The sequence below is a fragment of the Paenibacillus sp. cl141a genome (genome assembly GCF_900109305.1).
Taxonomy (GTDB): domain Bacteria; phylum Bacillota; class Bacilli; order Paenibacillales; family Paenibacillaceae; genus Paenibacillus_AQ; species Paenibacillus_AQ lautus_A.
Genome location: NZ_FNZO01000004.1, coordinates 128509 through 141559, shown reverse-complemented (window position 1 = coordinate 141559; position 13051 = coordinate 128509). Strand labels below are relative to the sequence as shown.

Here is a 13051-nt window from a genome sequence, read left to right as displayed (position 1 = left end):
TGAAAGGAGGCAAGCACGGTTTGGTACACGACCTTATACAACGATTAAAGACGGAGTACAGCGATGAACTGTTTGAACAGCTGTATCGATTATATGCAGATCGGGCGATTCGAACGGCAACCGCAGTCACCGGAAGTTCGGCAAGCGCCGCCGACGTGGTCCAGGAAACGTTTATTCGGGTTTACCGCAATCTGGGGTCCTATGATATGAGCAGGCCCTTTGAGCCGTGGTTCAACCGGATTCTCTATAACGAGTGCAACCGGTATTTGAAGAAACATGCGAAGATGGTGCCTTCGGAAATTTCCGAGGAGAGGGATCTTCCCTCCGAGAGCGACACCTATGAATTTGAGCGGCACGGCGAGGTATATGAGCTGGTGCAGCGGCTGGATGATCCGCACCGGATTCCCGTTATTTTGAAATATTTGAATGATGTTGCCGAGAAGGATATCGCGGACATGATGGAGCTGAACGTCAACACGGTGAAGTCCAGGCTGTTCAAAGCGAGAAAGAAATTAAAGGAATGGATGCTGCAGAATAGGGGAGGGAATCAGCATGGGACGTGATCCATGGGATCAAGAGATTGCAGACGGCCTGAAAAAGGGGACGGATGACGCGATGCGACATAAAGACGAGATTTGGATGGCGATCAAGGAGCGGATTCATAACGAGCAAGCCCAGCAGCCGGCGGAGCCGGAGACCCGCTTCGCGCCAAGGGAATCGAAAGGGCGCCGCCGTTCGGGACGTAGAGCGGCAGGATGGATTGCGGGAACCGCCGCTGCGGCGGCCATCGTGCTGACCGTCAGCTTTCAGACGGCGCCTGTCCAAGCGTTCATTGATCAGGTGAAGGAATGGTTCGCTCCTCAGAAGACGGTTGAACAGGAACTGGAGGGCATGCCGGAAACAAGCGTGGATCAGCTGCATGAGGGAGCTGATTACGTGATTTATATGGATGAGAGCCGGTTTAAGATGGTTCGTGAATCCGGTGTGGACCGCATTGAATTGAAGGAGAAGCCGACGGATGACCGCTATCCGGAGGTGTTCATGGAAATTTCGCAGGAGGGCATTGATCCAAAGAGCGCAGCGGAGCAGCTTCAGAAAGAGCTGCAAACGTATCCGAAGGTCGAGGCGAATCTCGTGGATGAACCGATTCAAGGCTGGGAGGTGCGTGCGGTAGGCGGCACCGGCGGCAAAGAGTGGGATGATCCAGTCATACGGTATTATGTGTTCGATAACGGGCAGGGCGGCAGCTTTGTCGTGAAGCAGCAGTATTTCCTGGAGGCCTCCGAAGGCTTCGGTGCACGCTTCCATAACATGATGAAGGAATTCCATATTACCTCCCATCATAATGGAGAGACAACGAAGGAGTAGTGAGCAATGAACAAGATTAGCATGATATGGATTGCAGTCGTGGCCGTGCTGGTGATCGGAGGCTGCAGCAACGAAACTCCCCTGGTCGAGAACGAGCCGGTGAACACATCCGTGCAAGGGCTTGAATTATCCAAGCAGCCGCAGCCGGAGGAGAAGAAAGAGGCAACTCCTGCCGGAGAGAGTGACGAGGCTTCAGAAGATCAATCGGTGGCGAAGGTGGCCGATCCGTCGCCGTCTGTTCCGGCTTCCGCGGAAAATCCAACCTCTCAAGCAGACGCTTCAACCTCGAAAGAGCAGGGAAAGGATGCTGTTTCTTCCCTGAAAGAGCTGTCGCTGATAAGCAAGACGATGGAAGAAGTCCGGCAACAGCTTGGGGAGGCGAAGACGACGGCTAAAGGCGGGGGATTCACTTCGTGGCAGTATGATCATCCAGGCAAGGAAGGCTACCATTACCCCGAAACCGCCGTTTCGGTGGATGTTCAGGGCCTCGATAGCGGAAGCATGAAGGCGCAGCTCATGATTAGCTTTAACGAGAACAACTTGGTGGACTCTTATTCCATCTATCACGTGGTGGATGGTGAAATTATGGTGTACCGTGTCACCGAAGCAGGGGCTGTGGAGGAACCGGGACAGGCGGATTAAGCAGAAGGCGCTTATACAAGATAATCGCCAGCAGGCGCAATGAATGATAACAAGTGCAAGGGATAGTCCGACCGAAGGGTGGTGGACTATCCTTGTTGTTGTTTATAGCTCGGATAGAATCGTTTGAAGATGGCTCTACATGTTAATTTAAATAACATTAAATAATCTTTATTACAGATGCATTGTTCTTTTTATTTCTGATTATATTTATTTAAATCTATCAAAAAAGGCAATTAGATAGGGGTTATCATCCATAAACTATCATTGTAAACGTTTTCTCTACTATATGTAATATTTGTTATGTTAAGTAACATTAAATAGAATGATTTTAACGGTTGTACATATTTGTGTTAGATAACATTACATATACATCAGAGGAGAGTGCCATGATGAAACCAAAGTCGAAACGCCCGTTAGCAGTATGGAGTACCGCTGCATTTACCGCTTTTGTGATTTCTTTATCGCCTGTTGGGACGTATGCGGCACATGCTGCGACGGTAACGGAAGTGAAAGGGACGGTTAGTGCGGTTTCACCCGTGCAGACCCCTGCGGCGCCAGGAAGGAATACAACGGTTCCTCCCCTGTCGGAGGCCAATAAACAATCGTCGAAGCCGAACGTGCTGGTGGTTGCGACTGGCGGCACTTTGGCGGGCCAATCGACGGATGCTACCAGCTTTCAATCCTATCGGGCAGGTACGCTGAAGATTGAAGATATGGTAGGCGAGCTTCCGAATACGGACAAGATTGCGGATATCAGCACGCTCCAGTTCGGCAACTCCGGATCGAGCGCCTATACCATGGCCGATTTATACGATCTTTCCCGGACCGTCGACAAGGCGCTGGAGGTGTACGATAGCGTCGTCGTGACAACAGGGACGGATACGATGGAAGAGATTGCGTACTTCCTCGATCTGACGGTGCAAAGCGATAAACCCGTCGTTATCACCGGTTCCATGAGACCTTGGACGGTGATCGGTTCCGATGCCCAAGCGAACCTGTACAACGCCATCAAGCTTGCCGGAAGCGGCCGTACGGAATCCTTCGGCACGGTGCTGATGCTGAATGACACGATACATCTGGCACGCGGCGTAACCAAGACCAATGACTACCGAACCGACACGTTCGAAACGCCTATGCTCGGCGCGGTCGGATATATCGATGACGAGAATATCCGTATCTACCGGGCTCCCCTCCGTGCAATGAAAGGGGAAGGTCAAGGCAAACCGGTGTTTGATCTGAGCAAAATCTCGAAAGAGGATCTGCCGAAGGTCGAAATTGCGGTTTCTTATCAGGAGGCCGGCGGCGGCGCGATCAAAGGCTTTGTGGCAGACGGAGCTAAAGGCATCGTCACCTCCGGTACCGGCGCAGGCGGCATCTCGAGAGAGATGAGCGCTGCCCGCAAAGAAGCCATTGAAAAGGGGGTGGTCTTCGTAACTACGACCCGTACAGGCTCTGGCAGCGTATACGGCGGCGGAGAGGGCATCATTTCAGGCGACAACCTGAGTCCTCAACAAGCCCGCGTTCTGCTGCTGCTCTCCCTGTCCTTTACGGATGATTTCGATACGATCAAGGGTTGGTTCGCAACCTACGGAACGCCTGAAGTGTAATCTCAGTCTCAGTCATTTTTTAGCTGCTCCTTATTCCTACTGAACGATGTAATTCCTTCCACCAATATATTTGCCGCCGGGGATGACCCGGCGGTCTTTTTTTTGTTCGCAAGCACGGAGGACAAATTGATATTGGCGTTCGTCGCATTCAGCGACTGAATAGCGTTCCGGTCAATGGGACTAGAGCCGAGAAATTGGGATCTGCAGATGTAACGGAGCGTGAGCTTGACGGATATTTTCATCGGTTTATTGCTTTCTATGTCAGCTATTTGTATACTTTACAATAGTAAACGATTACTACAAGTGAGGGATCCTATGAAGAAGCCGACCACGATACATGATATAGCGAAGATGGCCAATGTTTCTTCGGCGACGGTTTCGCGCGTGTTAAGCAACAGCAGTTATCCTGTCAGCAAGGAGCTTAAAGAGCGCATCCAGCGAATCGCGAAGGAGTCCAATTATATTCCGAATATGCTCGGCAAACAGCTGAAGAAGAATAGCAGCAATACAATCGGAGTCATCATTCCTTCTATTGTGAACCCGTTTTATTCTTCCGTCATTTTCGGGATCGAAGAGGTGGCTCGGCAGAATAATTTTACGGTTATCGTATGCAATTCCCTGCAAGATCCGGCGCTGGAGGATGAATATTTAAGGACGATCATGGAGAAGCAGGTCAAAGGCCTTATCATCTCCTCGATCTCCAAGGATAAGAGCCAGTTGACCCAGCTGATGAAGCTTGGCCTGAACGTCATTGCCATCGATCAGAAGATCGATGAGGATAACATTAACCAGATTGAGTTCGACTACCACAAGGCTGGTTACATCGCAACCAAGCATCTGCAGGAGAAGGGGCATGCGCGCATCGGTTACGTCACTTCCAAGCTGGATCGTCCAAGCCGCCGAAGCATTCATCAGGGCTATATGTCGGCGATGAAGGACGCAGGTCTCAAACCGCTGGTGGTCGAGTCCCCGACCGAGGAAGTGTATAATGCGATCACCGAATTCGATACGGGCAAGCAGCTCACACAGCGACTGCTGGAACATTCGCCGCAGCCGACGGCGATATTTGCGTGCAATGACATGATGGCCTTTGGGGTGATCAATGAATTGTCGCAGCGCGACATTCAGGTGCCGGAGCAGATTTCGGTGATGGGCTTTGACGGCATTGACGTGGGGCAGATGATTCATCCGCCGCTCACAACGATCAAGCAGCCCGATTACGAGATGGGGAAGATGGCCTGCAAAATGCTGCTGGATATGATGCAGGGCGACGATAGCCCGATGTTTGATGTCATGCTGCAGCCTAAATTGCTGGAGCGAAAATCGGTCCGGGATATCCGGGAGAACAAGTGAATACAAGGATGGCATAAAGCCCGGGCATTTCAAAAACGCTCGGGCTTTATTTGTTGTTAATAAAGATATCGATTACTAACTTTTTTCCTATAAGTTTCTTGATTCAGCATGTGGAAAACAATTCCTGTAAAACCTCGGAATACCTTATATAACGCTCGAAGTCAGACTTATATTTTAAAAATAATCGATAGGAGCACAGAAAACTCTATCCAAGAAAGGGCTTCCATGCTATACTCGTTACAGAAATCGATTACTATATAATGAATGCCTTTGGAATGAGCTGGAGCAGAAAACACGTTATCTCTATTTGTAACTCAAAAAGGAGGGTTTTCAATGTCTAAAAAGGTAAAGGTAATCTCTTTGATGCTGGCGTTTATGATGATGTTCACCGCATGCTCCTCATCTGGCGGGTCAACCGATGGGGAGGTCTCGCCGGGAGAAGCGGAAGGCAGTAAGGAGAAGGTTACGCTCAAGATTGGGCTCCCTGGCAGCTATGAGGTGACGAGTAAAGAAATTATCGACGGTTTTATTGCGTCCCACCCCCACATCAACGTTGAAATCCAAGAAGCGCCCTGGGGGGACTTTACGTCCAAGATCGCCACGCAAATTGCAGGCAACACGATGCCGGACGTCTGGTTCCAAGAGAACGCCACCATACTTAGCTACGGGGAACGCGGTGTGGCAGAGGACTTGTCCTCCTACATTGAAGCCGACCTGAAGGCCGACGAATACATCGACGGCCTCTTCTCCGCCAAAACGCCGGAAGGGAAGATCTGGGGCGTACCCCACGGCATTAACCCGATTGCGCTAGCGTACAACCAGGATGTCTTCGAGAAGGCCGGCGTGCCGGTACCGACCGACGACTGGACCTTTGACGACCTCATTGAAGCCTCCAAGCAGCTGACGATCAAGGAAGGAGACCAAACCAGCCAATTCGGATTCATCGGTTCCTTTTCCATAACCAACGGCTGGTTTCCTTGGATCAAGCAGGCAGGCGGCTCGGCCTTGGACGACACCCTGACGAAATCGCGGTTTGACGATCCCAAAACCGCGGCCGGATTACAGCAGCTGTATGACGGTTTGGATCAAGGCTATTTTGCCGATATCGATTACCTGAAAGCGAACGGCGGCGAGCTCGAAGTATTCGCGAGCGGCAAGGCCGCGATGTATTTCCTTCAATACAGCCTGCAGGTAAATATGAACGAGAGCTTTGCCGACACGAACTGGGATGTCGTCAAAATTCCGAAAGGGGTAGAGGGCAAGCGCTATGTTCCGATGGTAGCCAACACGTGGCTGGTCTCCTCCAGGGCGAAGCAGGAATCGAAGGATGCTGCCTGGGAGTTCCTGAAATATTACCTCGGCGATGAAGTGCAGGATATCATCGTCAAGACGGGATCCACGCTGCCCGTGAAGAAGTCGGCGCTGGATCAATTGAAGGACAGCACAACCAAACCGCTGAACAAAGCGGCTTTCACGGACGGCATTGACGAAGGCGGCGTTACCCTTGATGAGAATGCTACCTGGAGCGAATGGCGCATTCTGGTGCAGCAGGTGGTCAATGAAATCATGGTAGGCAACGTTTCGGTGGAAGACGGCGTGAAGGATATTCATGCCAAGGTTCAGGATGTGCTGGACTCCGGTAAATAGCTTTCAAGGGATCAGGGAGATGCAGTCTTGGCGACGAGTCGGATTCGCATCCCTGCTCCGTTAACGAAAGGCAGGTGTGTCATGCAGAAACAAGGATACTGGGGTTATATCTTCACATTGCCGTTTGTCATCAATGTCGTGGTTTTTCTCTTATTTCCGATCCTATTCTCCACGTATATTTCCTTCACGGAGTGGGATTTGTTTAACCCGCCGCGGTGGATCGGACTGGACAACTGGGTGCGCGTCCTGAACAAGCACGAGTTCTGGGTGTCCATTCGGAACGTGTTTGTGTTTGCGCTCATTTTCGTGCCCATTCAGACGTTGATGGCGTTCGTGATCGCATTCATGCTGAATCAGGCCATCCGGGCCAAAGGCTTGTTCCGGCTGTTCTATTTCCTGCCCGTCGTGACTCCGTGGATCGCCGGCGGCGTGGTCTGGGTATGGATGTTCAACTATCAATACGGCGTGATCAACTGGGTGCTGGAGTCTGTCGGCCTTGCCCCCGTCAAATGGATAGACAGCAGCCATTGGCTGATGGTCATCTCCAGCATCGCGATCGTTCAGGTATGGAAGGGCGTGGGCCAATCCATGATCATGATTCTGGCCGGCATGCAGAACGTCCCGAAAGAGGTGCTGGAAGCCTCGCAGATCGATGGCGCCAATGGCTGGAAGCAGCTGACGAAGGTGGTATTCCCGATGGTAACGCCGATGGTGTACCTCGTCATGATTTTATCTACCATCTCGGCATTCCAGGCATTCGACGTGTTCCTCGGTCTGTTCGGCTCCATCACCACGGGCATACCGGAGAGAAATATGGTGCCGAATCTGCTGGTGTACCGGGACGCGTTCCTGCTCTTCAAAATGGGACCGGCATCGGCAACGGCCTGGCTGCTGTTTGTCATCATCCTGAGCTTCACGTTGTTCCAGAAGTATTTCGAGAAAAAGTGGGTGCACTATGACTAAGACGACTCACCCCTTGCTTAAGGTGCTGATGTACCTGCTGCTGATTGCCGGTGCGGTTTTCATGGTGTTCCCGTTCATATGGATGCTGTCCACGTCGCTGAAGACGGTTGGCGCCATCTCGCAGATGCCGCCGCAGCTCATCCCGAATCCGCTGAATTGGGATAACTATGTAACGATATGGAATAAAGTCGACTTCGGCCGGTATACCTTGAACAGCTTTTTCATCGTTTCGATCGAGATGGTGGGATCCTTGGTCTCCAGCGCTTTTGTGGCCTTCGGGCTGGCGATGTTTACCTTTCGGCTGCGGGGGCTGATCTATATGATCATGCTGGCTACCCTAATGATTCCGTCGCAAGTGACCATGATCCCGACCTATTTCATCTGGAAGGAATTCGGGGCGTTGAATTCGTATTACCCTTTGATCGTACCCAGCTTTCTGGGCGGGGCGTTCGGTATTTTCTTAATGCATCAGTTCATTAAATCCTTGCCCAAAGAGCTGTATGAATCGGCTACGATCGACGGCTGCAGCCCGCCGGGCATATTCTTCAAAATTTATTTGCCGCTGTGCAAGCCGGCGCTGGCCGCGCTGGGCGTATTCACCTTCATGGGCGCGTGGAACAACACGCTGGGCCCGCTGATTTACCTGCAAGACAAGGAATTGTACACATTGCCGCTCGGCTTGCTCTACCTGAAATCGGAGAACGTCAATCAAGCGCTGCTGATGGCGGGGGCCGTTATTACGACGCTGCCGGTGGTCATCGTCTATCTGTTCGCGCAGAAGCAATTTGTTCAAGGCATCGCTTCGACAGGGATGAAAGGCTGAAGGAGGAACTTACGACATGAAGAAGTACGTGCTGGTCGGCGCTGGATCGAGAGCGCTGTATATGTTTGCTAAACCAATGGTTACCGACTGGAGAGGCGTCCTTGCTTTTGAAGGCGTGTATGATGCCAATCCGGTGCGGGCGCGTTTTCTGAGCGAGGAGTGCGGGGGAATCCCCGTCTACGATGATTTTGACGGAATGATCGCCGCCGCGAAGCCGGATGTCGTGATCGTGGCGAGTACGGATTACACGCATCATACCTATATCGTGCAAGCCTTGAGGGCAGGCTGCGACGTCATTAGCGAGAAGCCGATGACGATTGACGAAGACAAGTGCCGGGAGATTCTGCAGGCGGAGTCGGAGAGCGGCAAGAAGGTGACGGTCACGTTCAACCTTCGGTTTGCGCCTTATTTTGCGACCGTGAAGGAACTTCTGCTGCAAGGAGTCATCGGAGATGTTTACCATATTGATCTGGAGTGGTTTTTGGACCGCCGGCATGGCGCGGACTATTTCCGCAGATGGCACGCCGAGATGAAGAACAGCGGCGGGCTGCTGGTTCACAAGTCCACGCATCACTTCGACATCGTGAACTGGTGGATGAACAGCCGTCCCGAGGAAGTTCATGCGTTTGGGACGAGACGGGTGTACGGGGACGACCGGCAGGACCATGGAGAACGATGCCTGACTTGCCACCGGAAAGACGAGTGCGTGTTCTATATGGATATCGAAAAGGATCCGTTTCTTGAAAAATACTATCGCCAAGCGGAAGAAGCCGACGGCTATTTGCGGGACAGGTGCCTGTTTGACGGCCGGATCGACATTTATGACACGATGTCGGTCAATGTCCGGTACGACAATGATGCGATGCTGACCTATTCCCTCGTCGCCTATAGCCCGTATGAGGGTTGGCGCGCCGCGATCAACGGCAGCAAAGGCCGGATTGAGGTATCGAATGTATACAGCAACGCGGATATGAAGCAAGGGGAAGCGAGCCGAATTCATATTTTCAGAGCCGATGGCACGGAAGAGCTGGTCGAGGTCAATACATCGGCCGCCGGTCACGGCGGCGGGGATGCGAAGCTGCGCAAGGCGCTGTTCGAAGGCGGGATCGAAGATCCGCTAGGTCAGCAAGCCGACAGCTCGGTAGGCGCCGAATCCCTACTGATCGGCGCCACGGCCAATCGCTCCATTGCCGAAGGCCGGGCGATGAAGCTGCCGGACGTTTCGCCGACGCTCGTCAACAGGAGCTCATCGAGATGAACAGCGTTCAGGAACTGGAGCAGTATGTCTGTACGTTATACGACACGCGGGATCAGTTGAAAGCGCATGTGTTCGAGCGTTCTGATGCCGCATTTGCCGCCGGGGATGCTATCCGCGATTCCATCGTCACGGCTGAGGCGGCAAGAAAGCGGCAAGAGGACATAAAGGCGGCCTTCCTGAGGTCCATCGGCGGTCTTCCAGATGTATTACTGAACCCGGAAAGGGAAGAAGGGGCGGCCTTAAGGGAGGAAACATCATCGCCTGACAGCTCTCTGCTTAAGAAATGTTCGCGCTGGTCCGCGGGGGACGCCGGCAACATGTCAGGTGGCAGAACCGATTCCCTTCTTAACGGACGCACAACGGGAAGCATTCGCGGAACCGGATTTCAAGTAGAGAAGGTTATGTTCGAGTCCCTCCCGGGGTATGCCGTCACGTCGAATCTGTATCTGCCCGATCACCGGGAAGAACGCTCCGCGGCCGTCCTGTTTCTGAGCGGACACGAGCTGGGGGCGAAGCATGATCCCTATTATCAGCGCGTCATCCAGCACTTCGTCCGGGCGGGCATCATCGTGCTGGCCATCGATCCGATCGGGCAGGGCGAGCGCCTTAGCCTTCATGATTTCGAGGATCGGTCAGGGAGTATCATATGGGGAACGAAGGAGCATCAGCAGTACGGCGTTCAGTGCCATATGCTCGGCGACAGTGTAGCCCGATATTTCGTTCACGATGCCATGCGTGCCATCGACTACTTGTGCGAGCGGCCCGAGGTCGATCCGTCGCGGATCGGCGTAACGGGAAATTCCGGCGGCGGAACGCAGACGGCCATGATGATGGTCTGCGATGAACGCATTGCGGCGGCGGCTCCCGCCACCTTCATCATGAACCGGCAGCTGTACATGCATGCCGGCGGCGTGCAGGATGCCGAGCAGGTATGGCCGGGCCTGTCCGGGCTGGGTTACGACCATGAGGATCTGCTCATCGCTTTTGCGCCGAAGCCGCTGATCGTGTTGGCTGCGGAATACGATTTTTTTCCCATTGAAGGCACGCGGCGCACCGTGGATCGCTGCAGGCGCTTCTGGGAGCTGCTCGGCCACCCGGGCGACCTGCAGCTTGTGACCGACGCCTCGACGCACCGCTATACGGATCGGCTGGCCGCGGCGGCGGCGGCATTTTTCGTCCGGCATCTTAAGGTGAAGGCTGTTCCCAACGATGCCATGAAGATCGAGGCGCTGCCTCCGGAACAACTGTGGTGCAGTCCCAGCGGTCAGGTGTACCGGGATAAGGCCGACGCAAGAACGATCCGGGACTTCAATGCCGATCGATGCAAACAGCTGAAAGCAGCCCGTTCGCTGCTGCCGACGCAGCAAAGACGGGATCAAGCAAGGCAGTGGCTGCAGGAGAAGATTTACGCCTCCCGGCAGCCTTGCGAATTGAACCCGCGCATCATTGGGCTGGGCGCAGTGGAGGGCCTTGAGGCCGATTATCGCTTGTGGTGGTCGCAGGAGGGCATCATGAACAGCGGTTATGTATTCCGACTAGCCGAGGATACAGCCGAACGAAGGCGGCCGCTGACCGTTGCCGTTTGGCGGGGAGGGACCCGCCAGCTGAAAGCGCATTGGGCCTGGATTCAGGAAACCTGTCGATCCGGCCGCGCCGTGCTGGTGCTGAACACGTCCGGGGCCGGTCCTCATGAGCCCTATCCGATCTATGGTAAGCCCGCGCGTTCTTATTTTGGGGTGCTGCATAAGCTTGCCGATGATTTGATCTGGCTCGGGGACAGTTTGGCTGCGCTGCGCACGTACGATGTCATCCGGTGCATGGAGGTTATCTCCCACTTTGATGAGTGGCAGGCGGGAGCGATCCCGTTCTATACGGTAGGTCGGGAAGGGTTATATGTGCAGCTTGCCGCGGAGGTTGACCATAGAATCGGCACGATTACGGCCATTCATCCTGTGAGCAGCGCAGCCGATCTGGTCAGGGCTCGGCAGCTTGAGGAGGAGGAAGCGATGAGCATCGTGTTTCCCGGCATTTTCAAGATGCTTGATTCCTCTGAGCTGAACGAACCACGGGTAGAATATCGCGGGCAACTAGAGAGAAAGGATGTGGAAGGACATGAGTAAACCAAAACCGCTAACGGTCACGCTGGTCGGAGCCGGCCTTCGCGGCATGATTTACAGCGGATATGCGCTCCAGCGACCGGAGGAGATGCAGATCGTTGCCGTTGCGGATCCGGATGAGGTGCGGCGCAGCCGCTGCCAAGCGAAGTTCGGGATAGCGGATGAGCAATGCTTTGCGAGCTGGGATGAGCTGTTTGCCGGCCCCCGTCAATCGGATGCGGTCTTCATCTGCACGAGGGACCGGGACCACTATGAGCCGACCATGAAGGCGTTGGCGGCCGGGTATCATGTGCTGCTGGAAAAGCCGATGTCCCCGGAGTGGCAGGAATGCATCGATATGGGCCGGCAGGCGGAAGCCTTCGACCGTACGTTAACGATTTGCCATGTTCTCCGGTATGCGCCTTTTTTCCAAGAGCTTAAACGGCTGCTCGATGAAGGACGAATCGGCCGCCTGATGTCGATCCAGCACAACGAGAACGTCGGTTATTGGCACCAGGCCCACTCGTATGTGCGGGGATATTTCAATAACAGCGAGTCATCCAGCCCGATGATTTTGGCCAAATCCTGCCATGACTTGGACATCATGCAATGGCTGGCGGGAGGCCGATGTCTAAGCGTGGCCTCCTATGGCCACCTGTCGCATTTCCGTCCGGAGTCGGCTCCTCCCGGCGCGCCGAAGCGCTGCCTGGATGGATGCCCGGTATCGCACGAATGCCAATACTATGCGCCGAATACGTATTTGATCGAGAATGCGGGCTGGAAAGGCGAGGCCGCGAGCAACGACCCGAGCTACGAAGCGCGTTACCAAGCGATGCTGGAGGGTCCTTTTGGCAGGTGCGTGTACCACTGCGATAACGACGTCGTGGATCATCAGGTCGTCAGCATGGAGTTCGAGCATGACATTACGGCGGTGTTCACGATGAGCGCGTTCACGGAGAAATGCAACCGTACCATCAAGCTAATGGGCACCGAAGGCGAAATACGGGCCACGATGGAAACCAATGAGATCGAGATCCGCCGTTTCGGCAGCGGCAAGCAGGAAGTGATCCAGCTCGTCGATCCGGAAGGCCATGTAGGCCATGGCGGCGGGGATATGCGATTGATCGCGGATTTCGTGAAGTCGGTTCAATCCAAGGGACAGCATAACAGCACAACCTCTGCCCAAGCGTCGATCCAGAGTCATCTGATGGCGTTTGCCGCCGAGCGTTCCCGCGTAGAGAAACGCATGGTGAGGCTGGATGAATTTATGAATAGCGGCGTTCTGGCCTAACGG

General features: G+C 53.9%; 11 protein-coding genes. All 11 read left to right on the top strand.

Annotated features, from left to right (window positions below; translation table 11 throughout):
- Window positions 1-20 precede the first annotated feature (20 nt).
- The 11 genes from BMX45_RS13420 to BMX45_RS13365 all read left to right on the top strand — a co-directional run bounded on the left by BMX45_RS13420 (window position 21) and on the right by BMX45_RS13365 (window position 13048).
- Window positions 21-563, top strand: coding sequence for an RNA polymerase sigma factor (locus BMX45_RS13420; protein WP_090910095.1), 543 nt, complete (start codon window positions 21-23; stop codon window positions 561-563).
- Entirely contained in the window at window positions 553-1368 is an 816-nt protein-coding gene (locus BMX45_RS13415; protein ID WP_090910094.1) for a hypothetical protein, read from the top strand. The genes BMX45_RS13420 and BMX45_RS13415 overlap by 11 nt, the downstream gene beginning before the upstream one ends.
- Before the next feature lie 6 nt (window positions 1369-1374).
- On the top strand, window positions 1375-2010 hold the full coding sequence (locus BMX45_RS13410; protein WP_090910093.1) for a hypothetical protein: 636 nt from the start codon (window positions 1375-1377) through the stop codon (window positions 2008-2010).
- Window positions 2011-2396: 386 nt separating this feature from the next.
- A complete protein-coding gene (locus tag BMX45_RS13405) occupies window positions 2397-3617 on the top strand; it encodes an asparaginase (RefSeq protein ID WP_090910092.1) in 1221 nt (406 codons plus the stop codon).
- Window positions 3618-3932: 315 nt separating this feature from the next.
- The gene (locus tag BMX45_RS13395; protein WP_090910090.1) at window positions 3933-4970 is read left to right on the top strand and encodes a LacI family DNA-binding transcriptional regulator; all 1038 of its coding nucleotides are present in this window, start codon (window positions 3933-3935) and stop codon (window positions 4968-4970) included.
- A gap of 333 nt (window positions 4971-5303) precedes the next feature.
- Window positions 5304-6617 (top strand): ABC transporter substrate-binding protein, encoded by a 1314-nt coding sequence (locus BMX45_RS13390; protein WP_090910089.1) that lies wholly within the window; start codon window positions 5304-5306, stop codon window positions 6615-6617.
- A gap of 81 nt (window positions 6618-6698) precedes the next feature.
- A complete protein-coding gene (locus tag BMX45_RS13385; RefSeq protein ID WP_090910407.1) occupies window positions 6699-7580 on the top strand; it encodes a carbohydrate ABC transporter permease in 882 nt (293 codons plus the stop codon).
- Entirely contained in the window at window positions 7573-8403 is an 831-nt protein-coding gene (locus BMX45_RS13380; protein WP_009591862.1) for a carbohydrate ABC transporter permease, read from the top strand. The genes BMX45_RS13385 and BMX45_RS13380 overlap by 8 nt, the downstream gene beginning before the upstream one ends.
- Window positions 8404-8419: 16 nt before the next feature.
- On the top strand, window positions 8420-9661 hold the full coding sequence (locus BMX45_RS13375; protein WP_090910088.1) for a Gfo/Idh/MocA family protein: 1242 nt from the start codon (window positions 8420-8422) through the stop codon (window positions 9659-9661).
- Window positions 9658-11781 (top strand): alpha/beta hydrolase family protein, encoded by a 2124-nt coding sequence (locus BMX45_RS13370; RefSeq protein ID WP_090910087.1) that lies wholly within the window; start codon window positions 9658-9660, stop codon window positions 11779-11781. Before BMX45_RS13375 ends, BMX45_RS13370 begins: the two co-directional genes overlap by 4 nt.
- Window positions 11774-13048 (top strand): Gfo/Idh/MocA family protein, encoded by a 1275-nt coding sequence (locus BMX45_RS13365; RefSeq protein WP_090910086.1) that lies wholly within the window; start codon window positions 11774-11776, stop codon window positions 13046-13048. The genes BMX45_RS13370 and BMX45_RS13365 overlap by 8 nt, the downstream gene beginning before the upstream one ends.
- Window positions 13049-13051: the final 3 nt, after the last annotated feature.